The organism is Azospirillum brasilense (genome assembly GCF_005222205.1).
Taxonomy (GTDB): Bacteria; Pseudomonadota; Alphaproteobacteria; order Azospirillales; family Azospirillaceae; genus Azospirillum; species Azospirillum brasilense_G.
On the sequence record NZ_CP032349.1, the window covers coordinates 153,810 to 177,671 of the forward strand.

At 65.8% G+C, this 23,862-nt stretch carries 22 protein-coding genes and 1 pseudogene; 15 read left to right on the top strand and 8 right to left on the bottom strand.

Annotated features, from left to right (window positions below):
• Positions 1-122: 122 nt before the first annotated feature.
• From D3869_RS29855 to D3869_RS29865, 3 genes are all read right to left on the bottom strand, one after another.
• Positions 123-1,082: a DUF4862 family protein gene (locus tag D3869_RS29855; protein WP_137143271.1), complete on the bottom strand. Its 960-nt coding sequence runs from the start codon at positions 1,080-1,082 to the stop codon at positions 123-125.
• A gap of 101 nt (positions 1,083-1,183) precedes the next feature.
• On the bottom strand, positions 1,184-2,572 hold the full coding sequence (locus D3869_RS29860; protein ID WP_137143272.1) for an MFS transporter: 1,389 nt from the start codon (positions 2,570-2,572) through the stop codon (positions 1,184-1,186).
• Between the two features lie 180 nt (positions 2,573-2,752).
• Complete coding sequence (locus D3869_RS29865) at positions 2,753-3,730, bottom strand: 2-hydroxyacid dehydrogenase (RefSeq protein WP_137143634.1); 978 nt, start codon at positions 3,728-3,730, stop codon at positions 2,753-2,755.
• An 811-nt stretch (positions 3,731-4,541) separates the two neighbouring features.
• On the opposite strand from D3869_RS29865, the gene D3869_RS29870 reads away from it, so the two are divergent.
• The 5 genes from D3869_RS29870 to D3869_RS33355 all read left to right on the top strand — a co-directional run bounded on the left by D3869_RS29870 (position 4,542) and on the right by D3869_RS33355 (position 9,525).
• On the top strand, positions 4,542-5,582 hold the full coding sequence (locus D3869_RS29870; RefSeq protein ID WP_137143273.1) for an L-idonate 5-dehydrogenase: 1,041 nt from the start codon (positions 4,542-4,544) through the stop codon (positions 5,580-5,582).
• Positions 5,583-5,685: 103 nt separating this feature from the next.
• Positions 5,686-6,885 carry a mandelate racemase/muconate lactonizing enzyme family protein gene (locus D3869_RS29875; protein WP_137143274.1) on the top strand — a complete coding sequence of 400 codons (1,200 nt, stop codon included), beginning with the start codon at positions 5,686-5,688 and terminating at the stop codon, positions 6,883-6,885.
• Positions 6,886-6,916: 31 nt separating this feature from the next.
• On the top strand, positions 6,917-7,681 hold the full coding sequence (locus D3869_RS29880) for an SDR family oxidoreductase (RefSeq protein ID WP_137106645.1): 765 nt from the start codon (positions 6,917-6,919) through the stop codon (positions 7,679-7,681).
• A gap of 82 nt (positions 7,682-7,763) precedes the next feature.
• Entirely contained in the window at positions 7,764-8,549 is a 786-nt protein-coding gene (locus D3869_RS29885; RefSeq protein WP_175426675.1) for a GntR family transcriptional regulator, read from the top strand.
• 151 nt (positions 8,550-8,700) lie between these two features.
• Positions 8,701-9,525, top strand: coding sequence for a FadR/GntR family transcriptional regulator (locus tag D3869_RS33355; RefSeq protein ID WP_175426676.1), 825 nt, complete (start codon positions 8,701-8,703; stop codon positions 9,523-9,525).
• Between the two features lie 319 nt (positions 9,526-9,844).
• Here D3869_RS33355 and D3869_RS29900 read toward each other — a convergent pair whose 3' ends face one another.
• The gene (locus tag D3869_RS29900) at positions 9,845-10,834 is read right to left on the bottom strand and encodes an SDR family oxidoreductase (RefSeq protein ID WP_137143277.1); all 990 of its coding nucleotides are present in this window, start codon (positions 10,832-10,834) and stop codon (positions 9,845-9,847) included.
• 93 nt (positions 10,835-10,927) lie between these two features.
• On the opposite strand from D3869_RS29900, the gene D3869_RS29905 reads away from it, so the two are divergent.
• Both D3869_RS29905 and D3869_RS29910 read left to right on the top strand, forming a co-directional pair.
• Positions 10,928-11,884, top strand: coding sequence for a LysR family transcriptional regulator (locus D3869_RS29905; protein WP_137143635.1), 957 nt, complete (start codon positions 10,928-10,930; stop codon positions 11,882-11,884).
• Positions 11,885-11,961: 77 nt separating this feature from the next.
• The gene (locus D3869_RS29910; protein WP_247896120.1) at positions 11,962-12,360 is read left to right on the top strand and encodes a transposase; all 399 of its coding nucleotides are present in this window, start codon (positions 11,962-11,964) and stop codon (positions 12,358-12,360) included.
• 277 nt (positions 12,361-12,637) lie between these two features.
• Here D3869_RS29910 and D3869_RS29915 read toward each other — a convergent pair whose 3' ends face one another.
• The 4 genes and pseudogenes from D3869_RS29915 to D3869_RS29930 form a co-directional block, all read right to left on the bottom strand.
• The gene (locus D3869_RS29915) at positions 12,638-13,630 is read right to left on the bottom strand and encodes an MDR family oxidoreductase (protein WP_137143279.1); all 993 of its coding nucleotides are present in this window, start codon (positions 13,628-13,630) and stop codon (positions 12,638-12,640) included.
• 48 nt (positions 13,631-13,678) lie between these two features.
• Positions 13,679-14,326, bottom strand: a complete 648-nt coding sequence (locus tag D3869_RS29920; protein ID WP_137143280.1) for a TetR/AcrR family transcriptional regulator — start codon at positions 14,324-14,326, stop codon at positions 13,679-13,681.
• Between the two features lie 146 nt (positions 14,327-14,472).
• Positions 14,473-14,709, bottom strand: a pseudogene (locus tag D3869_RS29925) (hypothetical protein); the annotation flags it as partial.
• Positions 14,710-14,711: 2 nt separating this feature from the next.
• The gene (locus D3869_RS29930) at positions 14,712-15,467 is read right to left on the bottom strand and encodes a TetR/AcrR family transcriptional regulator (RefSeq protein ID WP_137143281.1); all 756 of its coding nucleotides are present in this window, start codon (positions 15,465-15,467) and stop codon (positions 14,712-14,714) included.
• 143 nt (positions 15,468-15,610) lie between these two features.
• Here D3869_RS29930 and D3869_RS29935 point away from each other — a divergent pair, with 143 nt between their 5' ends.
• From D3869_RS29935 to D3869_RS29970, 8 genes are all read left to right on the top strand, one after another.
• On the top strand, positions 15,611-16,753 hold the full coding sequence (locus D3869_RS29935) for an ABC transporter ATP-binding protein (RefSeq protein WP_247896105.1): 1,143 nt from the start codon (positions 15,611-15,613) through the stop codon (positions 16,751-16,753).
• A 22-nt stretch (positions 16,754-16,775) separates the two neighbouring features.
• The gene (locus D3869_RS29940) at positions 16,776-17,840 is read left to right on the top strand and encodes an ABC transporter substrate-binding protein (RefSeq protein ID WP_137143283.1); all 1,065 of its coding nucleotides are present in this window, start codon (positions 16,776-16,778) and stop codon (positions 17,838-17,840) included.
• Positions 17,837-18,733 carry an ABC transporter permease gene (locus D3869_RS29945; protein WP_137143284.1) on the top strand — a complete coding sequence of 299 codons (897 nt, stop codon included), beginning with the start codon at positions 17,837-17,839 and terminating at the stop codon, positions 18,731-18,733. Before D3869_RS29940 ends, D3869_RS29945 begins: the two co-directional genes overlap by 4 nt.
• Entirely contained in the window at positions 18,730-19,533 is an 804-nt protein-coding gene (locus D3869_RS29950) for an ABC transporter permease (protein WP_137143285.1), read from the top strand. The genes D3869_RS29945 and D3869_RS29950 overlap by 4 nt, the downstream gene beginning before the upstream one ends.
• Before the next feature lie 139 nt (positions 19,534-19,672).
• Positions 19,673-21,241, top strand: a complete 1,569-nt coding sequence (locus tag D3869_RS29955) for a class I adenylate-forming enzyme family protein (RefSeq protein ID WP_247896106.1) — start codon at positions 19,673-19,675, stop codon at positions 21,239-21,241.
• Positions 21,242-21,311: 70 nt separating this feature from the next.
• Positions 21,312-22,079, top strand: a complete 768-nt coding sequence (locus D3869_RS29960; protein ID WP_137143287.1) for an enoyl-CoA hydratase/isomerase family protein — start codon at positions 21,312-21,314, stop codon at positions 22,077-22,079.
• Positions 22,080-22,747: 668 nt separating this feature from the next.
• On the top strand, positions 22,748-23,458 hold the full coding sequence (locus tag D3869_RS29965) for an IS6 family transposase (protein ID WP_137143288.1): 711 nt from the start codon (positions 22,748-22,750) through the stop codon (positions 23,456-23,458).
• A gap of 41 nt (positions 23,459-23,499) precedes the next feature.
• Positions 23,500-23,793: a hypothetical protein gene (locus D3869_RS29970; protein ID WP_137143289.1), complete on the top strand. Its 294-nt coding sequence runs from the start codon at positions 23,500-23,502 to the stop codon at positions 23,791-23,793.
• Positions 23,794-23,862 lie beyond the last annotated feature (69 nt).

A 23,862-nucleotide genomic window follows, 5' to 3' on the forward strand; every position in this document is an offset into this window, starting at 1 on the left:
TGCCCTGATAGCCGCCTCGGCCAACTGAGCGTTTTCATGATGGTCGACTTGCCCTGCCCGGACTCGCCCCAGTCGCAGAGGTCCCGGCGCCGTCAGCACCGTCGCCGTGAGGATCGCCCTCATCAGGTCGAGCGTGCCGCGTCGAGCGCGTCGAGCGTGCCGCGGATCAGGGCGATGCGGTCCGCCGTGCCGGCCTGTCGGGGCCGTACGGCGACCTTGACGCCTTCATAGAGCAGGTCGGGGCCGGCGGCGTCGAGCGTCGCCGCGACATGGCCCCGCTCCATCACGGATTCTCCAACCTGTTCGCGGAGCGGCGGATGCACGTCGCTCCAGGCCGGACCGTAGGCGCCATCGCGGCCGGTCGCACCGGAGAACATCACGCCACGCAGCAGCCCGGCCGAGCGCAGGTGGCGCGCGTGCCGCTCGGGAGCCGTTGCGTCGCGCTCCTCAATGGCGGATCGCCCCCAGTTCACGGCCATGCCCAGGGGCGTCGTTGCCTCTGCCGCGGCGGCCGTCACCGCCGCGATCTCGACATCGAGGGGAAGCAGACCCTTCTGCCAAGGCCCGGCCGTGGGGCGGGCGTCGCAATGTTCGACGACGAGCGCCGTGCCTCCCCAGTCCCAGGACGCGATCTCTCGAAGCGACCCCTCCAGGGCACGGCCCCCCTCCCCGGCCCCGGCCGCCGGAAGGGATGGGAAGGCGTGGACCTCGATGGCCAGGACGCTCTGCCCACGCTCTATGAAACCGGCGACCGCCCGGTGGGCCGCGGCGACCAGTTCCACGGCCCTGGCGCGTCCCACCGCGTCGGTGGAGGCCAGCCCGACGGTCGGGTCCTTGACCGCGGCGGAAGCGGCGGCGCCGATGAGGGTCAGCACATGCTGCCCCTGCCCTGCCCCGCGTTCGAACAGGTCGGCCAGGATCGGGAAATCCTCGTCCCAGCCGGGTGCTCCCCAGGAGATTTCCAGGCCATCGACGCCGGGAAGGGACAAAACCGCCTCCAGGTAGGATCGCCGCTCCGCCACGGCGTCCGGCTGGGCGGCGTAGGCACCGACGATGCGAAACGGCTTGTGTCGGGAGTTCATGAGGCTGCGTCTCCGCTTTGGTCAGACCTGCCGGGGTTCGGACGTTCGGGGCCGCTCCCCCGTTCCGGAGGAGCGGCCCCGGCTCATGGATCGCGCCGTGGTCAGGCGCGGCTTTCGGAGGACCGGGCCTCGCCCCATTCGGCGTCCGTCGGCTTGCTCAGGTCGCGGTTGAGCGTCTCGGGCAGCGAATAGGTGACCAGGAAGGACACCAGCATGGTAACGGCCATGTAGATCGCCACGGGAACCCAGGAGTTGGCGTACCAGGCCAGCAGCGAGGCGCTCAGCAGCGGAGCGATGCCGCCGCCGATGATGGACGAGAACTCGCGGCCCAGCGTCACCCCGGCGTAGCGGTAGCGGCTGCCGAAGATCTCGGGGAAGAAGCTCATGTGCACGCCGGTCACGCCCTGGGCCGCGACCATGTAGCCGAACACGATGATCGCGGTGATCAGGACCGGCGAACCGGTGTTGAGGCCAGGGAAGACGAGGAACGGCGTGACGGTGAGCAGGCCGGTCAGCACGAGGGTCATGCGGCGCCGGCCGAAATGGTCGGACAGCATGCCGGTCAGGAAGGCGGCGAAGGACGCGGCGATGGCGGCGGCCAGCTGCACCGGCGGGATGAAATGGGTGTCGACGCCCACCACGCTCACCAGATAGGTGATCATGAAGACCTGATAGATGTAGGACTGCGTCGACACGCCCCAGTTCATCAGGATCACCTTGACCACGTTCTTCTTGCCGTGCTTGGCGACGACCTTGAGCGGGGCCTGGTTCTTGACGTCCACCTTCTTCTTCAGTTCGATGAAGATCGGGCTCTCGGCGAGCTTCAGCCGGATGACGAAGGCGGCGATGGTGACGAGGATGCTGCTCCAGAAGATCGCGCGCCAGCCCCAGCTCATCAGCATGTCGGTGGGGAGTTGCTGGGCCCCGATCCAGGCGATGGCGCCCAGCGCCGTGCCGAACGCAGCACCCACCATGATCAGCGACGAGAGCCGGCCGCGCTGGCCGAGGGGGGCCGTCTCGGTCAGCAGCGTGGCGCCGCCCGACTGCTCGGCGCCCGCGCCGAAGCCCTGCAGGAAGCGGCAGAGAACCAGCAGCAGCGGCGCCCAGATGCCGGCCGTTTCATAGGTCGGCAGGCAGCCGATGGCGAAGGTCGCCCCGCCCATCAGGAACAGCGTCGTGACCAGCACCCATTTGCGGCCGTACTTCTCGCCGTAATGCGAAAAGAACAGCCCCCCCAGCGGCCGCGCCAGGAAGCCGATCGCATAGGCGCCGAAGCTGGCGATGATCCCCGCCGCCGGCGAAATCGTCGGAAAGAACAGTTTGCTGAAGATCAGGGCGGACGCGGTGCCGTAGATCACGAAGTCGAAGTTCTCGAGCATCGTGCCGATCAGACCGGCAAGCGCAGCCCGCCTGACATTGCTCGCATCGGCGGGGGTTGTGTCCTGGGCGACGCTGTCCGGTTGGGCGATGGTGCTGGATATCTCGGTCATAGGCTGCTTCCTTCACGAACCACCGGAACGGTGGGGTGATGAGGGCACGCGACGCGTGACACGCGGTCACGGGGCGCCACGGGGGAATGGGGCCGACGGAGCGGCGCACGGGAATGGGAGGTGCGGATCGCCCCCCGGTTCGTCAGGACGTCGGCGAACCGGCTGGGGGACGGGCGGGGCCTAGCGGGGGAAAACCACGTTGCGCAGCGATTCACCGGCCGCCAGGCGACCGATGTTCGCGGCGATGTCGTGCACCCGGCCCTCGAACGTCTGCCGCGTGACGCCGGAGATGTGCGGCGTCATCAGGACGTTGTCGAGCGAGGCGAAGGGCAGCGACGACGGCTGGGCGTGGGCGCCGCCGGTGGGATACTGGTACCAGACGTCGATGACGGCGCCGCCGATCCGCCGCTCCTTAAGCGCCTCGTAGAGCGCTTCGGGATCGACGAGCGGGCCACGGCTGACGTTGACCAGCAGGGCGTCGGGCTTCATCGCCGCCAGCTGCGCGGCGCCGATCATGTGATGGGTGTCCGGCCGCAGCGGCAGACACAGCACGACGACGTCGCTCTCGGCCAGCAGCCGGTCGAGCCCATCGACGCCGGCCGCCCAGTTCAGCCCTTCCCTCTCTGCATCGACCGGTCGAGGCGTGACCGTGACGCCCGACGCGCCGAACGCGCGCATGAGTTGCCAGGTGCGCGACCCGATGTGCCCGTAGCCGATGATTCCGACGGTGGCCCCGGCCAGGGAGTTCAGCTGACAGCGCTGCGATTCGTAGACCGACGAATCCCAATGCCCTGTGCGCAGCGCGCGGTCCTGCTGCAGGAACTGGCGGCGCATGACGACGCTGGTCGCCGCCACATACTCGGCGATCGAGGATTCATGGCAGAAGGTGTTTGCGCAAACGGCGCCTTCGGGAAGAGCTTTGGTGTCGATGCCGTCATAGCCGGCACCGCCGACATGGACAAGGCGCAGGGAGTCGGCCGCGGCCCCCATCGCGGCGGTGAAGCGTGGACCGACGAAGACGTCGGCGCCCGCCAGATCGGCCACGACCGCCGCCTCGTCGAACGCCGGATGCCAGGAGAGAACGGTGCCCGCCGGAAGCTGCGCCTCCATCAGCGCGCGGTGCGGCACGAAATTGGCGTCGGCGATGACGACGCGCAGCGGGTGGGATGGTGGCGCGACCCCGTCGCGGTCGCCGGCCTGTGATGTCCCGTTGGGCATGGCACTCATGACTCCCTCTTGAGATTATTCACTCGGCATCGTTTGGTGACGGCGCAACGCCGTCGGTGAAACCGATTGTCTGACCTGTCGCCTCCGCCGCCCGGCCCTGACCGCTCCGTTCGGGAAGCCATTCATCGCAGAGGTCACCGTTGCGGCACCGCGCGGCTTCGCGAACCCCTGCGGCTCCTGTAGGACCGCCACAAAGGCATCACCGGGAATTGGTACACTGGTCTTCTGCCTCACTGGATATTCCAGCGTGCCAGAGCCTGTCAACAGCTTAACGCTGGGCATGCAAAATGTTGCGACCGCGTGCGGCTAACGGTCGCAGCGGAATGCCGCCCAAAGCTCTTGCTTCGACCGTTGCGCGCCGTGACAGCGCGGCGGGAGGGTGGCTGGCACCTGGGAGATCGCGCTGCGCGCGCTATGGCACGCCCTCATGAAGGAATATATGCCATTGATATCGCTTGATTAATAGATCGGCACCTGTGGCTGAAGCGCACCGCGCATCGATGCCCCCAGCACCCGCAAGCCTCGGAAAGATGTTGGCGCTCCCCACTCTTCGTGTTGACAAGCCAACATGCGAGCCGTAGCTATTAGACCAGTAGACCAATTCGCCGTTTGGTTCATTGGAGCCCCGGCAACGGACTTTCCAACACCGGACGGGTCCAAGGCCCGCCCCCGCCCCCCTCTTTCAATGGCTCACGCGGCTCCGGGCGCGATGTCGCGCCGGACCCCCATCAGGAGAAATCAGATGCGCGGCTGTGTTCTGCACGGACAGAAGGATCTCCGCCTCGAAGCCCTGGACGAACCGTCCCTGCGCCCCGGCGAGGTCCGGGTCAAGATCGCCGCCGGCGGGATCTGCGGGTCCGACCTGCATTACTTCTTCGAAGGGCGCGTCGGCGACTTCAACGTCCGGGAACCGATGGTGCTGGGGCACGAGATCAGCGGCGATGTCGTCGAGGTCGGGCCGGACGTCACCCGGACCAAGGTCGGCGACCGCGTCGCCGTCAACCCCGGCAAACCGTGCCGCACCTGCCCGCACTGCCTGGGCGGCCGGGAGAACCTGTGCGCCAACATGATCTTCTTCGGCAGCGCGTCGCGGTTTCCCCATGTCCAGGGGGCCTTCCGCGAAACGCTGGTGGTGCGTGATTTCCAGTGCTTCCCGGTCCCGCAGGACACGCGCCACAGCAACCTGGTCTTCGCCGAGCCCTTCGCCGTCGCCCTGCACGCGGTGGCGCAGGCCGGCAGCCTGCTCGGCCGGCGCGTCCTGATCACCGGCGCCGGGCCGATCGGCTGCCTGATCGCGGTCGCCGCGCGTCGGGCGGGCGCCGCGCACGTCACCATCACGGACCTCTCCGACAACGCCCTGGAGATCGCCGCCAAGGTCGGCGCCCATGAGACGGTCAACGTCCTGTCCGACAGCGAGACGCCCGACTGCTGGCAGGCCGACCGCGGCTGCTTCGACGTGAGCTTCGAGGCGTCGGGCAGCGCCAGGGCGGTGGAGACCTGCGTCCTCAGCACGCGGCCCGGCGGCGTGGTCGTCCAGGTCGGCATGCTGGCGCCGGGCCTCACCCCGATCCCGCTCAACCGGCTGCTCGCCAAGGAGGTGACGCTGAAAAGCTCCTTCCGCTTCCATGAGGAGTTCGCCTGGGCCGTCGCCGCCCTGACCACGGGCGGCGTCGATCTGTCGCCGCTGGCCACCGCGCAGTTCCCGTTCGAGTCCGCCGCCGAGGCGTTCGACGCCGCGCATGACCGCAGCCGGAACATGAAGGTGCAGATCGTCTTCGGGTGACCGCTCCCCTGACCGAGCCGTTCGACCGGACCCGCCTGCCCCGGCGGGGTCCGCCATGGAACCGACCGCTTGCGGACGTCCGCAAGATCTTTGCGAGTGACCAATGAAAATCACGCAACTGGAAACGTTGAGGACGGAGGAGTTCTCCAACGTCGTTTGGGTCCGCGTCCACACCGACGCCGGAATCGTCGGCCTGGGCGAGACCTTCTACGGGGCGGGCGCGGTCGAGGCGCACATCCACGACGTCCTGGCGGCGCGCCTGCTCGGCAAGGACCCGCTGCGCATCGAGGCTCACGCCCGTGAGCTGGTCAATCTGCCGATGGCGCAATCCTCGACCGGCGCCGAGTACCGCGCCGCATCGGCCATCGACCTCGCGCTGTGGGACATCCTCGGCAAGGTGTGCGGCCAGCCGGTACACCAGATGCTGGGCGGCCTCTGCCACGACCGGGTGCCCGTCTACAACACCTGCGCGGGCTACGGCTATGTGAGATCCAACAAGATCAAGCCGGTCGACACCTGGAACCTGGGCTCCAGCGAGGGTCCCTACGAGGATCTCAACGGCTTCATGACCGACGCCGGACGGCTCGCCGAGAGCCTGCTGGAGCAGGGCATCACCGGCATGAAGATCTGGCCGTTCGACCCCGCGGCCATCGCCAACGACGGGCGCTTCATCACCGCCGAACAGATGAAGCGCGCGGTCGAGCCCTTCGAGAAGATCCGCAAGGCCGTCGGCGACAGGATGCAGATCATGGTCGAGTTCCACTGCCTGTGGAACCTGCCGACCGTCAAGAAGATCGCCCGCGTTCTCGAAGATTACGAGCCGACCTGGTACGAGGACCCGATCCGCATGAACTCGGTCAACGCGCTGGCCGAACTGGCCGCCTCGACGAGCGTGCCGATCTGCGCGTCGGAGACGCTGGGATCGCGCTTCCCCTACAAGGACATGCTGGAAGCCGGCGCGATCGGCGTGGTGATGACCGATCTGGTGTGGACCGGCGGCCTGACCGAAGGGCGCAAGATCGCCGCGCTCGCCGATACCTACCATCGCCCCTACGCGCCCCACGACTGCACCGGGCCGGTCGCCTACGTCGCCGCCGTGCACTCCTCGCTGTCCAACCCGAACACGCTGATCCAGGAGTCGGTCCGGGCCTTCTACACGGGCTGGTACACGGAACTGGTCACCGAGGTCCCGCGCATCGTCGACGGCCATGTCCTGCCGATGGAAGGGCCGGGCCTCGGCACGGAACTCCTGCCCGCCGTCTTCGAACGCCCCGACCTGAGCGTCCGCCGCAGCAGCCTCTAACCGGCAGCCTCCAACCGAAAGTTCCACCATCATGACGACCATGTTCGACCTGACCGGCAAGACCGCGCTCGTGACCGGATCGGCCCGCGGCCTGGGCAACGCCATCGCCGAAGGGCTGGCCGAGGCCGGCGCCGCGATCATCCTCAGCGACATCAACCCAACCGCCCTGGCCGACGCTGCGGCGAAGGCGCGCGACAAGGGCTACACCGTCCACGAATCCGCCTTCGACGTCACGGACGAGGACGCGGTGACCAAGGCCTTCGCCGACCTCGACGCTCAGGGGATCGCCGTCGACATCCTGGTGAACAACGCCGGCATCCAGATCCGCAGCCCGCTGGTCGATTTCCCTGTGGCGGATTTCCGCAAGGTCATCGACACCAACCTGACCAGCGCCTTCCTCGTCGGCCGCGAGGCGGGCCGCCGCATGGTCGCGCGGCGGGCGGGCAAGATCATCAACATCGGCTCCCTGACCAGCGAGCAGGCCCGCGTCACCGTGGCGCCCTACGCCGCGGCCAAGGGCGGCATCCGCCTCCTGACCAAGTCGATGACCGCGGAGTGGGCGGAGTTCAACGTCCAGGTCAACGCCATCGGCCCGGGCTACATCGTCACCGAGATGAACAAGCCCCTGATCGAGAACGAGGAGTTCGATTCCTGGGTGAAGAAGCGCACGCCGGCGCGCCGTTGGGGAAACCCGACGGATCTGGTCGGCACCGCGGTGTTCCTGGCCTCCCCGGCCTCCGACTTCGTCAACGGCCAGTTGATCTTCGTCGATGGCGGCTTCATGGCCATCTATTGACCTCGCAATGGTGCGGCCCCGGCCCGCGTCCGAGCGCTTGGCGGATGGGAAAGCCGGTCCCATCGGAACAGGTCCGACTGACATGAATCCGACCCCGTCGCGGCACGCCGCATCAACCGAAACGGTGGCCGAACCGGCGGCGTACCCGGACGGGCGCGAGACTGATGCGCCGTGGCCTTGGCAAGCAGACACCCAATTGATCTATCGGGATCTGAGGAACGCCATCCTCTCGCTCCACCGTCGGCCGGGTGAGATCCTTGACGAGCGGTCCCTTGCCGAGGCCTACGGCGCCACCCGCCCGAAGGTTCGGCAGGCCATCAACCGGCTGTCCGATGAACAACTGGTCGAGCGCCAACCGCACCATCGAAGGATGCGGCTGGGGGTGGCGCGCATTCCCTTGCGGGCGCTGCCGGAGGCCGGGGAAATGCGCAAAGCCCTGGAAACCCGCGTCGTGCGCTACGCGGCCCGCCGGGCAACGGCCGATCAGATCGCGCGGCTGCGCGCAGCCATCGAACGCCAGCGTGTTTGTGAGACGGCCGGAGACATCGACGGCTTCCACGCGGCGGACGAGGCGTTTCACGCGCTCCTCTCCGAGGTCGCCGGTTATCCGGGCTTCTGGACGACGGTCGGCAGGGTCAAAGCGCAGCTCGACCGCTGCCGCCGCCTCGGCCTACTGGTCTTCGGGGGCATGGGGCCGGTGATCGTCGAGCATGAGGCCATTGTTGCGGCCATCGCCGCGCACGACCCCGACCGCGCCGCCGCGCTGATGGCCTCCCACCTCGACGGCGTGAGCGGAACGATCACCAAACTGCGCAGCGAGGTTCCACGCTATTTTTACGAACCCGAAAACCCACATTCCTCGCGCTGAGACAAGCACCAGATTGCCCTGTGCCATGCCGCCGATTGGTGACGGCGCCCCTCCTTTCCGCCCAGGCGCGCGGTTGACTTGTCCGCTGCGGATGCCTAAAGAACTGGAGCGACAGCGTACCAGAGAACCAGTTCAGTGACCGGAGAGCGGCATGGATGACCCAGATTTCGACGTCTCCCGCCACCTGCAGAAAATCAAAGTCCGACGCCCGCCCGACATCATCATCGAGCAGATCAGCGACCTGATCGCCCGCCGGATCATCAAGGCGGGCCAGAAGCTGCCCGCGGAGCGGGTGCTGGCCGAGCGCTTCGACGTCAGCCGCGGCACGGTGCGCGAGGCGCTCCGCCGCCTGGAGTTCTTCGGGATCGTCCGCACCTCGCCGCAGAGCGGCACGGTGGTGGAAAATCTCAGTGAACATGTGCTGCTTGGTCTCATCAACAACATTCTCAACGCGGACGACACCAGCCCGGAGATGCTGATCGAGGTGCGCGGCGCGCTGGAGGCCTTGTCCGCCCGGCTGGCGACCGAGCGTGCGCACAGCGGCCAGATCGCCGAGATCCGCAAGGCCCAGCAGCGGATGCGCGAGCAGGCCGAAGCCAACGCCTACACCTTGGAGGAGGACCTTCTGTTCCACCTCAAGGTCGCGGAGGCGACCAACAACAACCTGCTACGCTCGCTGATCGCTTTGATGGGGCCCGACGTGCTCCGCTTCTCGCACCAGCACGCCACCTACAAGGATGGTCGCATGCATGCCGCCGCGAACGAGCATGACGCGATCATCGAAGCGATCGAGCGCCGTCAGCCGGAGGAAGCTGAACGGCTGATGAAGCAGCACATCGACAAGTCCTACGAGCATTACCGCCGTACCGGCGATCTTCCGGAGGATGACCGGGACGAGAATAGCGGGGCCAAGCGCGACAAGCCTGCGCGCGCCCGACGCGCCAAGACATCACAATCCATGCGGGAGTCGGGGTGAAGACGGCCTTGCCCATGATGAAGTTGCGCAACGGCGCGCTAAAGCGGATTGCAATCCGCTTTGGACCGCGACGGCGGTCCCGGCCGCACATGCGGCCGAATCCCGCCGGCAAGTGAGGCGATGTGAATCTAAAGCGAACGGACGTTCGCTTTAGGGATGTGCGCCCCCAGGGTGTGGTGGTGGGAAGTGGGCACCGAGGGACTGGAGATCTAGGGTCACTACACGAAAGTGTGCAAATTGTCCGGGATGTGAGAACGCGGCATGAAATTAAGCTCCGCCGCACTCCAACGCTCTTTTCTGCGGTGTATCACGGGCACCGTCAAGTTGACGATGCCGTTGCCGCGGTTCGTTGGCACCCAGGAAGGCACCCGAGCCCGACCAGGGTGGCGCGCACCGCCTCGTCGAGCGGGGTGTGGGGCTCAGCCCCAAGCTCAGCCGTCAGCCGGGCATTGTTCAACTTGACGGGAGTCTCCCAGAGGTAACGCATCTCTACCAATTCCCGAAACAGCGGGACGAATGGGGAGGCTGCGGTCATCAGGAGCCATGGAAACCGACGGACGGGGAGATCAGGCTCGCCAACCACGCGCCGGATCGCTTCCAAGACCCGTGTTCCGTCTTCGTCCCAATGCCCTCCCATGTGGAAGGTGGCGAATGCATCCTGCGCCTCACGTTCAGCCAAACGCACCATTGCCTCCGCAACGTCAGGGAGGTAGGCCCATTGATGTCCGACGTCCGTTTTGCCAGGATAAGTGATGGAGCGGAGTCGGCGTCCGGGCTTCACGAGCCCTTGCGAGAACCAGCTGTTTCCCGCCCCTGGGCCGAAGAAATCGCCGGCGCGCACGATCAGAACTCGAACGTCCCCTTTGTCCGAGGCCATCCGGAGGTGCCGTTCCATTTCGACGCGAATGGCGCCCTTGCGGGTGAGCGGGGTCTGGGGAGAGGACTCGTTCAGCAGCGGGAACGCGTCGGGCCCATAGTTGTAGACTGTGCCCGGAAGGAGGATGCGGGCGCCACTCGCGCGTGCCGCGGCAATCGTATTGGCCAGCATCGGAAGCACCAGCTTCCCCCAGTTCCGGTAGCCTGGGGGGTTTACCGCGTGCACGATGAGCGAGGCTCCCTGCGCCGCGTGCGCCACGGCTGAGGCCGACAGGGCATCGCCGCGAATCCACTCCAGGCCGCCTTGCGCGCCGGCTTTGCCGGGATCGCGGGCAAGCGCGCGGACGGTCCATCCACCGTTGCGCAGACGCCGGGCGACGTGCCCACCGATGCCCCCCGTCGCGCCGAGGACCAAGGCTGTCCGATGTGTCATATCCAACTCCTGCCGCTGCGTGTTGCGGCAGGTTGCTCCGTGCTGCTTCTCAACGGAATTGTGGAAAGCCGTTCGGCTGCTATACTGAAATGCATGAACCAGGAACCCGCTTGGGACCTATACCGGACCTTCCTCGCCGTCCTGCGGGAGGGATCGCTGTCGGCTGCCGCGCGGTCGCTTGGCCTCACCCAGCCGACGGTATCGCGCCACATCGAGGCTCTCGAAGACGCTGTAAGACTGAAGCTCTTCGTCCGGTCGCAACGGGGACTGACTCCGACCGAGGCGGCGTTGGAGCTTGAGCCTTACGCCGACACGATCGCCTCCACCGCCTCCGCGATGCTCCGGGTCGCTTCGGGGCATGGTGCCGTGGTCGGCGGAACGGTGCGGATCAGTGCCAGCGAGGTTGTCGGAATAGAAGTCCTGCCCCCGATCTTGACGGCACTGCGGGAACGACACCCTCATCTAACGCTTGAGCTCGTGCTCTCGAACACGGTTGAGGACCTGCTCCGTCGAGATGCCGACGTCGCTGTGCGAATGGTCGAGCCCGCCCAGGAGGCGCTGGTTGCCAAGCATGTAGGAGTGATCGCGCTTGGACTGCACGCGCATCGTCGATACTTGGACCGTCGGGGCACGCCCACCACGCTGGGCGACTTGGCCCGACACGACGTGATCGGCTTCGACAGGGAGACACCAGCGATCCGGACGATGCTTAAGCGGGTCCGCGACGTGGACCGATCCGCCTTCGCGCTGCGGGCCGACAGCGACCTTGCCCAGCTTGCCATGCTTCGGGCCGGCTTTGGCATCGGCGTCTGCCAAGTCCCGGTTGCTGCACGCGATCCCGACCTCGTCCGGGTGCTCGCAGACGCGTTCGTGCTGAACCTTCCGACCTGGGTGGTGATGCACGAAGACCTTCGATCGAGCCCCCGGTGCCGCGCCGTGTTCGACGCGCTCGTTGACGGATTGGCAGTTCACTCGAATGCAGGAGCGTCCAGCGCGCATCGCGAACCTGGGACCCGGCCCGAGATGCCACCGGACAGACCGGAGTGGTAGGGAGGACGTTGTCTTGCACCGGTCTGCATGGGATTGCGCCGCCTGTTCCAAAACAGGGTTATGTCAATGGCAACTTGGTGGACGTCTTCCTTAGCCCAACGCGCGACCAAGTCGCGACCAAAGCATTCGTTCGCCAAGCGATCAAGGTGACCGGGATCATCCCCGAGACCATCACCTCCGACAAGCACTCCGGCTACCCGCCGGCCCTTGAGGAGGTGTTCGGTGAGGATGTCGAGCACCGTACCTCGAAATACAAAAACAACCATTTGGAGCAAGATCACCGCGGAGTGAAAGGTCGCACCCCGCCCGATGCGCAGCTTCAAGTCCTCAGGCAGTGCTGCTCAGCTCTGCCGGGCTTACGACGAGATGCGCAACTTCCTGCACCCGTCGACCCGGAGCAAGCCTCAGCAGCGCTACGACAGGCGATCCATGTCCAGAGGGTCGCTGCCCTGCGCGACATGCTTGCTGTCGCGTAATTCACGCTGTCCGCCTCCGGGGCCCCTGCATCGTCAGCTCAGGCGTGGCGCGACACCTGACAGATTGTCCTTTCCGATGTCATGAAAACGAGGAGTTTATCTACGGCAGCATCGCCGAAACGATCAAACTGACGCGAAGGCTGACGGAACCCAACGGAGAGCTTGCTGCGCAAGGCTGGGCCTTCCTGGTGGGTTCCGAGATGCATGAGCAACGATGTCGGCGGAGACCGCCGTTAAGCGACCGTCCAGAGGGGTTGTGGAATTCTGATCAGTGCACTTATGCGGGTGTGGGAGAAATCGCGACGGTGACGCGGCCACGGACCTGCCCGTCGAGCAGGCTGGCGGCGGTGGGAATCACATCGGAGAAGGCGATCTCCTTCGTCAGGCCATCCAGCTTGGCCGGATCGAGGTCATCGGCCAGGCGGCGCCAGGCCTCGATCCGCAATTCCCTGGGGCACATGACGCTGTCGACCCCGGCCAAGGTCACGCCGCGCAGGATGAAGGGTGCCACGGTCGTGGGCAGCGACATGCCACCGGCAAGACCGCAGGCAGCCACCGTGCCGCGATATTTCATGGCCGCGCAGACATTCGCGAGGATCTGGCCGCCAATGACATCCACGGCGCCGGCCCAACGTTCCTTGGCCAGCGGCTTGCCCGGGTCCTGGAACTGTTTGCGGTCAAGCACCTCCTTGGCGCCCAGCGCCTTGAGGTAACCGGCCTCTTCCGGGCGGCCGGTGACGGCCACCACATCATAGCCGAGCTTCGACAGCAGCGCGACGGCGACGCTGCCGACCCCACCGGCGGCGCCGGTGACCAGAACCTCCCCCTTGTTCGGCGTGACGTCATGCCGTTCGAGCGCCATGACACAGAGCATGGCCGTGTAGCCTGCCGTCCCGATCGCCATCGCCTGACGGAGCGTGAACGGGCTTTGCAGCGGGACCAGCCAGTCGCCGTTGACGCGCGCCTTTTCCGCAAGGCCGCCCCAGTGCTGCTCGCCGACGCCCCAGCCGTTGAGGACGACCTTGTCGCCGGCCTTGTAGGCGGGGTGTGCCGAATGCTCCACGACACCTGCGAAGTCGATGCCCGGGACCATGGGATAGCTGCGGACCACCGGCGCCTTCCCGGTGATCGCCAGAGCATCCTTGTAGTTCAGCGTCGAATGGGCAACGCGGACGGTCACGTCGCCCGCCGGCAGGCGGTCGTCATCGACGGTGGACAGGCCGGCGCGGACGTCCGTGCCGTCCTTCTCGATCAAGATGGCTTGAAACATTGAACCCTCCTACGGGTTGGGTGCGGGTGACGTCCAAAGACGCTTGGTCTATGCCTGACGATGCAAGGCCGCGAAGAAGCCGCGGGAAAAGGCGTCGAGAGCGGCGGGGCTTCGTTCCAGCTTTGCCCGCAGCACGGCACCCTCCCAGCCGATCCAGAAGAACTCGGCCAGGTGATCGCAATCCAGATCGATCCCAATTTGTCCGGCCGCTTGCGCTGCCCGCAGACAGCGGGATGTGCGCGCCTGCCAATCCAGAAAGACGAGATGGAGCTTTTCACGGAACGGCTCGGGAAGCGTGCCCATTTCCTGGCCGAGATTGCCGACCAGGCATCCACGGCGGAAGTCGAACCGCGCCATGCCCGTCTTGGCATCCTCGACGAAGTCGCGCAGACGCTGCAGCGGAGGACGGGTCTCATCCAGGAACCAGCGGTCCAGCTTCCGCGCGAAGTATTCCGCATAGGCCGCGATCAGCGTGCCGCCGAATTCCTCCTTGCTGCCGAAGTAATAATAGAAGGATCCCTTCGGCACGCCCGCCGACGCCAGGATTTCCTCGATCCCGACGGCGGAAAATCCCTTTTCCGTGAGTATGGCGACGCCGGTCCTGACCAGCCTCTCCCTGGTGTCCAGATAGAGGCCGTCCCGCTTCGGAGGACGGCCCCGTCGGCGAGGCTTCAAAGAAGGATCGGTCGTGCTCATGTGGCCAATTATAGACCGACCGTCTATAAAAATAAAGCGCCAGTTTTACGCGGCGCACGGCGGCGCCGTTCCACCGAACGGGGGACAGCGCGACCGAGCCGATGTGACGGTAAGGCCGCCCATCGCATCGGCTCCCGCCCCTATCCTCACGCCGGTTGGCTGAAGACCACAACGGGTGGCAGGCTTCCTTTGAACCACTCCACCTCGGCAACCCCGGTGTGCCCGCAGTTGGCCTGCGCCAGCTTCGAGGTCGACAACCCGGTCGTCAGATTGTTGATGTCCCCGTACCGGCACAGGCTGCCGATTTCCCGGGCGTTCGCCGGGTCGAACCAGCCGCCCTCGTTGATGCGGATCACACCGCGGCAGATGGCGTCGGTGAACCTTGTCACCCTGATGCGGCATGGCGGTTAGCGCTCACAGCTGGCTGGATCGGGCCTTCGAACTGCACCATCGCAAGATACCATTGATCGGACAGCGCTTTTGCGAGGCTGTCGGCGGTGGGGAAGGACCGGCACAGCAACGCGTCGCCATGGACGAACCGTTCGCGCAGGCTTTCGATCGTCATCGCGATCAGCAGGCGCAGGACGCCCTCGAACCTGCCGCGCTCCTCCGCGCCGAAGGGATGTCCGCGACGGCGGGCGACGGCGACGATGATGCGATCGACCCATTCGGAATTCATCCGCTCGCGCATGCGCAACACCTCGGGATTCCGCGTGGCCAGTTCCGAGAACAGGCTGTAGAAGCCTGCGTTCGCCTCATAGGCGCGGCAATAGTCGGTGTTGGCGGTCAAGATCGCCTCGTAGCTGCTTCGTGGCCCCTTCGATACGGTGCGGCGGTGGGTGACATATTCGAAGAACAGGTTGACGAGGACGACGGCGCATTCGTCCATGTCTTTGAAATGATTGTAGAAGGTTCCGCGTGACAGCCCAGCTTCGTCCAGCAGGGCCTCCACCGTCATCAGCTTTCCCCGTGTGGTGCGCAGGTGGCGGGCGACCAGGGAGAGCAGCATGTAGCGCGTCCGCTCCCGCTTCGGGCGCGTCCGCTCCCGGCTTTTGATCGCCAGCACCTCTTCAAAGAAGAGAGGGGGAACGGTTTCATCCCGCACAGCTCCGCTGCCCTGAATTTTCTCATCCTGCTGCATTTTTATGCCCTCGCTCCCCAACCACCATGGCCCCGACAAAAATGTTCTGCGAGCTGACGTTCACTGCTTGACGCAAGCCAATTTTATACATAGCGTCATATTTAGACAATGCGTCATCACTGGATAGGCCCATGGTACCTACGATGGTGGATGTCAATAAACCCTCCAGCGGCACCTTGAACAGGGAAGCTTTTTCGAAAGCGAAGGCGACCGGTGCGACGATCGAGTTCCAATCCGTCCGCAAGGTATATGGATCGATAACAGCACTGCACGATTTTTCTCTGACCATTCATCCCGGCGAGTTCCTGACGATCCTCGGGTCGAGCGGATCGGGCAAAACGACGGCTCTGAATGCACTTGCGGGTTTCTCCGGGGCGGACTCGGGCGACATCCTCATCGACGGCAAGTCGGTGATCGACGAGCCGCCGGAGCGCCGGAATCTGGGGATGGTGTTCCAGAACTATTCCCTGTTCCCGCACATGACGGTGTTCGACAACATCGCCTTCCCGCTGCGGATGCGCCGCGCCCCGCGTAGTGAGATCAACGAACGGGTGGAGCGGGTCCTGGAGATCGTCCGGCTCGGCGCGCTCGCCAAGCGGATGCCCCGCGATCTCTCCGGTGGACAGCAGCAGCGAGTGGCTTTCGCCCGCGCCATCGTGTTCGAGCCGCCCGTCCTGTTGATGGACGAGCCGCTCGGCGCGCTCGATCTCAAGCTGCGCGAAGCGCTGCAGTTCGAGATCAAGGAAATCCAGCATCAGCTCGGCTGCACCGTGGTCTATGTAACTCACGATCAGCGCGAGGCGCTCGCCATGTCGTCGCGCATCGTCGTTCTGCGCGACGGCCGGATCGAGCAGGTCGGCACCCCGTCCGAAATGTACGACGCGCCGAAAAGCCGCTTCGTCGCCGATTTCATCGGCCAGACCAACCTGCTGGCCGCCGATCTGTCGACGGCCGGATCGGTGTCCATTTCCGAACTGGGCGCCGTTTACCGGGATGCGGACTCCCAGGCCCGCCAAGGGGCTTGGTACGCCAGCGTTCGTCCCGAAAAGCTTCAGCGCCGCCCGGCCGAAGGGGCGGACATTGCCGTGGGCGTGACCGTTCAAGAAGCGGTGTTCCTCGGCGACGTGATCGAGTACAGCGCCCGCACCGCCCATGGTGCGCTCATCCACTTCCGGGAACAGAGACGCGACAGGGATCGGATCCCGGAACGCGGCGAGACGATCAGTCTCGTCCTGCGACCCTCCGACGTCGTCCTCGTTCCGGATCTCGCCAAGACCGGTCGCTAAAGAACTGATTGGGAGTGCCGTTATGAAGAAGCTGCTGTGGAGCCTCTCCGTTGGAGCGGCGATTGTCGGCGGTGCCGGCGACGCCGCCCTGGCCCAGTCCGGCAACAAGTCGATCACGATCGCCAATTACGGCGGTGCGTGGGCGGAAACCCTGAACCGCATCTGCATCGAGCCGTTCACCAAGGAGACCGGCATCACCGTCACCCAGGCGGCGACCGAAGACTCCCTTGCCCAGATCCGCGTCCAGCAGACCACCAAGAACATCCTGTGGGACATTGCGCCCACCGAACGTTCGGGCTTGCCGGTCTCGTCCAAGAATGGCTGGCTGGAGCCGATCGACTGGTCGGTGGTCGACCCGGACAACAAGCTCCCGCCGGTTGCCCGCAAACAGTACGCCATCGGCGCAATCGCCTATTCCACCACGATCGGCGTGCGCACCGATAAGCTGCCGGAAGGCAAGAGCTTCGGCGGCTGGAAGGACTTCTGGGACGTCAAGACCTTCCCCGGCCCGCGCACACTGCGCAACTCCCCGGCGGAAAATCTCGAATTCGCCCTGATCGCCGACGGCGTAAAGCCGTCCGAAGTCTATAACGTGCTGCGGTCGCCGGAAGGCGTCGACCGCGCGTTCAGGAAACTGGACGAGATCAAGCCGGCGATCACCGTCTGGTGGACCAGCGGCCAGCAGCCGGTCCAGCTGCTCGCCAGCGGCGAGGTCTTCTACGCGACAGCCTTCAACGGCCGCATCCAGCAGCTTCAAAAGGACAAGCTGCCGGTCAGGATCATCTGGGATGGCGGATCGCTGGACGTCAGCTACTATTCCATCGTGAAGGGCGCCCGCAACGTGGCCGATGCCCAGAAATTCATGAACTACTGCTGGAACACACCGACGCGCCTGGCCGAGATCGCCCGCGCCATGCCCTACTCCTCCTTCAACCCTGACATCTACAAGATCCTCTCGGCCGACGAGGCCAAGGAACTGCCGACCAGCCCGGCGAACCTCGACGTTCAGTTCGCGCTGGATTCCGAATATTGGGCTGAAAACCTCCCGCGCATTCAGAAGCGGTGGGAAGCTTGGCGCCTGCAATGAGCGACGGCGTTGCCATGCCGCGCGATGGGAAAGGGGCGGCGCGCGGCAGGCGCGCGCCTCTCTCCTCCCTCTGGCTGCTTGCCCCGGCGGCCGTGCTGTTCCTCTTCGTGTTCATCCTCCCGGTGGGCGAGGTCGCGTTGTGGAGCGTGCAGGGTGAAGCCGGGCTGTCGGCGGAGAATTACGAGGCGGCACTCGGCGCGGGCCCATACCGGACGATCCTGTTCGGAACCTTGCAGCTTTCCTTCGGCGTGGCCTGCGCCTGCATCCTGGTCGGTTATCCGGCCGCCTATTTCCTCGCATCCCGCCCGCCGCGCAACCGGACCCTGCTGCTCCTGCTCATCCTGACCCCGCTGTGGGTCAGCGTGCTGGTGCGCACCTTCGGCTGGATCGTCGTTCTCGGCCGGGAAGGGCTGGTGAACTCCATGCTGATCGGGATCGGCGCCGTCGACGGGCCGCTCCAGATGCTGTACACGCGCGGAGCCGTCTACATCGCGATGGTTCAGGTCCTGCTGCCGGTCGCCATTCTGGTCATGTTCTCGACCATGACCACCATCAACCGCTCTCTGTTGATGGCGTCCCGGATTTTGGGCGCATCGCCGTGGCGCGGCTTCGTCCACATCTTCCTTCCGCTGAGCGCGGGGGGAGCGGTCAACGCCTGGATGCTCACCTTCGTGCTGGCGCTCGGCTTCTTCATCACCCCGGCGCTGGTTGGCGGTCCGAAGGAGACGATGATCGCGAACCTGATCGCGACGCAGATCACGCTGACCCTCGATTGGGGCCTGGGTTCGGCGCTGGGCGTGGTGTTGCTGATCGCGGGCTTTGCCGTGGTGGGCGCCATCGCCCTGCTCTTCCGGCGCGTGACGGGGCTGAGCGGCCATGGAGGCTCGCGATGAAACGATCACTTTGGGAAAAGTCCGGGCGCTACCTGCTTCCGGTCTATTTCGTCGGCGTCCTGCTTTACCTGCTGCTGCCGTTGTTGCTGGTCATACCGATGTCGATCAGCGAAACGCGCTACCTGAAGTTCCCGCCGCAGGGCTTCACGCTGCGCTGGTATGAGGAGTTCTTCGCCTCCGCCGGCTGGATCGACGCCACCCTGCGCAGCCTGCTGATCGCCGCGGCCAGCGCTGCGCTGGCCACCGCCATCGGCACCGCGGCCGCCCTCGCACTGAGCCGGGAGAACAGCAAGGCTGCCCGCGCGGCCGGACCGGTCTTCCTGGGTCCTCAGGTGGTTCCGGTCATCATCCTGGCGCTGGGCACCCTGCTGGTCTTCAGCCGCTTCGGCCTTTACGGCTCGCTGTGGGGGGTGGTTCTGGTCCATGCCGTTCTGGCTCTGCCCTTCGTCACCACCACGGTGTCCGGGGCGCTGCGCCAGACCGGCGACACGCTGGCCCGCGCGGCCCGCGTGCTGGGGGCGAAGCCGCATGAGGCCTTCTGGCACGTCACCTTGCCGACGATCCGTCCGGCGGTGATCTCGGCCGGCGTGTTCGCCTTCTTCATCTCCTTCGACGAGCTGGTCATCGCCCTGTTCGTCATGGGGCAGAACGAAACCCTGCCCATGCGCATCTGGGCGGACATGCGTCACGACCTGACGCCGGTCGTGGCCGCCGTCGCCACGCTGCTGATCGTCGTCACCTTCGTCGCTGTCTTCATGAGCGATCTGATCCAACGCCGCGCCCAACGGCGCGCGGGGTGACGGGTCGCCCGGCACCGCGCGCCAGCGCCGCACCTCAAATGGGCCACCGCACCCGACGGCCCCATCACCCAGGGAAAGTGTGATGTTCTCAGATTTCCGCAGGGAAGAACCCGATGCTCTTGCCCACCGCCTGGAGGCGATGACGCTTCCAGATTCGGTGTATGACCTGCTGCTGACCACCGCCACCCGTGTCCCGACGGCGCCCGCTTGGCGCTTCCTCGACGATAGGGTGGAGCGGAACTGGGGCGAGGTCCTTGCCAGGGTCGATACCGCCGCCGCCGCCCTGTCCGCCATCGGCATCGGCCCGGGGGTCCATGTCGCGGTTATGGCGTGGAACCGCGAGGAATTCCCGATCACTTGGCTGGCGCTGTCGCGTCTCCAGGCGGTGATGGTGCCGGTCAACGCGACCTACACCGCGCGTGAGGTCGAGTATGTCCTGAGGACCTCGCTCGCCACCTACATGATGCTGGAAGCGGAGTTCCTGCCGCATCTGGACAGGCTGGAAACGGTGACGCTCGATCCCTCCCGCATCATCGTGATCGGCGATGCGGTGTCGGACCGTCACCGCAACTGGCAGGTCCTGATGGACGAGGCCCGTGGCCGTCAGGCCCCGGCGATCCCCCGTTCGATGGACGCCACGCTGAACCTCCAATACACCTCTGGCACGACGGGCTTCTCCAAGGCCTGCATGCTCAGCAACGAGTATTGGCTGTGCCTCGGCATCAGTTCGACCGAGTTCTTCGCCACCGACCTGCGCCGCTTCTATGTCGGTTCCAGCTTCTTCTACATGGTGGGGCAGCGCATCCTGCTGAACGCCATGGTCAGCGGAGGCTGCGCCTTCTTCCCGCGCAAACCGGGCGCCAAGCGCTTCATGCCCGACGTATCGGCGCTGGATTGCGATTACTGCGCCCTGTTCGAGATGGTTTACAAGCAGCCGCCGCGCCCGGGCGACGCGGACAACAAGCTGAAGATCGCCACGATCTTCGCATTCGGCCCGGAGAGCCACGTCGACTTCCAGCGCCGCTTCGACGTGTATGGCCAGGAATTTTACGGCATGACTGAAATCGGCGGCGGCAGCTATGTCCCCGCCCATCGCCTGCCGGAGATGACTGGATCGGGAAGCTGCGGCGTGGCCGCTCCCTTCCGCGAGCTGATGATTGCGGGCGAGGACGGCAAGCCGGTCCCAACCGGCCAAACGGGCGAGCTGTGGGTTCGCGGCCGTGGCATCCTCAAGGGCTATTTCGGCAATGAGGAAGCGACGGTGGACGCCTTCACCGACGGATGGTTCCGAACCGGCGACCTTTGCCGCGTGGATTCCGAGGGCTATCACTACATCCTTGGCCGCACCAAGGACATGGTCCGCCGCATGGGCGAGAACATCGCCTCGCGCGAGGTTGAAGTGGTGCTGCGCGCGCTCGACCAGATCCAGGACGCCGCCATCGTGCCGGTGCCCGACGATTACCGCGGCGAGGAGATCAAGGCCTACATCCTGCTGGCCCCCGGTGTGTCCCCGGACTCCTGCACGCCGGAATTCATCGCCGATCACTGCTCCCGCCATCTCGCCGGGTTCAAGGTCCCCCGCTACTACGAGTACCGCGACAGCTTCCCGCTGACCGACTCCCAACGGGTCCAGAAGAAGCATCTGATCGCCGAGAAGCCCGACCTGCGCGTCGGTGCCTATGACCGGCAGGAAAAGACCTGGCGCTGACGCCAACCCCATCCCATCCCCATCGACCCAATCCGAATAGGCCAGCCGGCCTTGAATGAGGACTATTGCCATGCCCGAAATTTCCACGCGGACGGAGGGCGCAATCCGCATCCTGACCATCTCCAACGAACGCAAGCGGAATGCGTTCGAAGGGTCGATGGCGGCGGACTTCCTCCGCCTTCTGAACGAAGCGGAAAGCGATGACGCGGTGCGCGTGATCGTGGTCACGGGGGCCGGGGACATCGCCTTCTCCAGCGGCCATGACCTGAACGAGATCGCGTCCGGCGCGCACGCCGAAAGCAACCTGGGGGAAGAACCCTTCTTGCGCCCACGCAGCATGCACAAGCCGGTGATCGCGGCGATCAACGGCCATTGCTATGCCGCGGCCCTCATCTTCGCGGTGAACTGCGACCTGCGGGTGGCGAGCGCGAATGCGGCCTTCGGTTCGCCGGGGGCGCGTCTCGGCATGCTGCCCGAGGGCGGCCAGATCGGCCGTCTGCCGCGTCTGATGACGTCGGCCCGCGCGCTCGAGATGATGCTGACAGCGAACCCGCTGTCGGCCGACGAAGCCTACCGGACCGGCTTTATCAACCGCCTGACTGAAAAGGGCGAGGCTTTGAACGAAGCCCTCGCCCTGGCGCGCGACATCGCCAGGAATTCCCCGTCTGTGGTCGCCGCGATCAAGGCCGGGGTAATCCTGGGTGAACTCGAAGGGGTCGAGGCCGCAGCCATCTATGAAGCGACGGTCGCCCGCCGACTGGAGACGGAAGCCGATGCCCGTGAAGGTGTCAGCGCCTTCCTGCAAAAGCGCGCTCCCGTGTTCCGTGGCGGTGCATGACGATGGTCTTGGAGGGTGGAAGACAACGGTACCGTCAATTTGTCATCCACCCAGTTGCCTGGGCCAACGGTAACGGGATATGGGGCAGCATGACAACGCGCCCCGATCCCCGCTCCGCCGGCTGCCGGTATCCCGCTGAGATCATCGCGACGGCGGTGTGGCTGTACTTCCGTGGTGCTGTCAGGTTGGCGAGCTCGCCCTGTTCGTGGCAGGTTTCCGGTCATGAGCACGACGCCAAATCCGTACCGCGGCTTCCGCTTTCCGGCGGCGATCATCAACGAGGCCGTGTCAGCCTGTGTGAAAACAGGATTCCCGCCGCCTGACGGTCGAGCGACAATGCCCGCAACGCAAGCTGCGGGCATTGTCATGTCAGGCCGCATTGAAGGTGTGAACCGCGCCGGCTTTGGCGGAGGCCGCGAGGGTCGGGACAGACCACAATGATGGTCTTCCCATCAGCCCACAGCGTAAGGCGGCGGACCAACCTCTACGCGCCCCCCCCCGCCGCGTACCAGCCCCTGCTCCTTGGCCCGGTCCAACAGGTTCTTCACCGACGACCGGCTCCAGCGCAGACCGCCGCGCGGCGTGCCCTGCCCTAAGCCCTGCAGCCGGCGCGCGGCGCGGCGTTGTCAGGTTGGCGTGGGCCTCTCCGGCGTGGCAGGCTGGCGAGCATGAGCACGGCGTCCAATCCCTATCGCGGTTTCCGCTTTCCGGCCGAGATCATCAGCGAAGCGGTGTGGCTGTACCACTGCTTCAGCTTGAGCCTGCGGGAAGTCGAATTGATCCTGGCGGCGCGGGGCATCGAGGTCAGTTACGAGACCATCCGGGAGTGGGGTTTGCGCTTCGGCCGGGAGTTCGCCACCACGCTCAAGCGCCGTCGACCCCAGCCGGGCGACAAATGGTTGTTGGATGAGGTGTTCATCCGCATCCGCGGCAAGCAGCACTACCTGTGGCGCGCCATTGACCAGAACGGGGTGGTGCTGGACATCCTGGTACAGAGCCGGCGCAACACGAAGGCAGCCAAGCGCTTCTTCCGCAAACTGCTGAAGAGGTTGCGCTATGCGCCGCGGGTCGTCATCACGGACAAGCTGAAATCCTACGCGGCAGCGAAGAGGGAGATGAGGCTCGCCAGTGAACATCGGCAAAGCCAATACCTGAACAATCGCTGCGAGGTCTCGCACCAGCCGACCCGACGGCGTGAGCGACACATGAAGCGGTTCAAATCCGTCCGGCAGGCCCAGCAATTTCTCTCCAGCCATAGCCCGATCCACAATCACTTCCAACTGCGCCGCCACCTGATCTCCGCCTCCGAGCACCGCGCCGCCCGCGCTCGCGCCTTCACCGCTTGGCGCGAGGTGACTGGCCTTGCTCAGGTCAGCTGACCTACGCCCCACAAGCGGGGCTGCTCATCTTCATTGCGTCCTTGGCTGGTCAAGTTGACAACACCCTTGCCGGCTTCACCGGCAGCTCCGGCAGGCCCGGCGGCGAACAGGGCCTCGTCTTTCCGCTCAGGAGCGGCGGCCAGCTGGTCGTCGCCTCGGGGGCGGGCGCGTCCGGCGCCACGGCCTACCGGGTTGCCGTCGCCGATCCGGCTGCCGTGGCGGAGCGCCTCCGGCACCGGAACCTGCCGTTCCGGACCGCCGGCGATGGCGTGACGGTTGGAGCGGCCGAGGCGTTCGGCGTGGCGATCCAGTTCGACACGGCCGGGACGCGGTGACGGGGGCCTGAGGACAAAGCTCATGCACGGCCGTCATGCCGCCGTGAACCGCCGCCGTCTCTGCTCGTG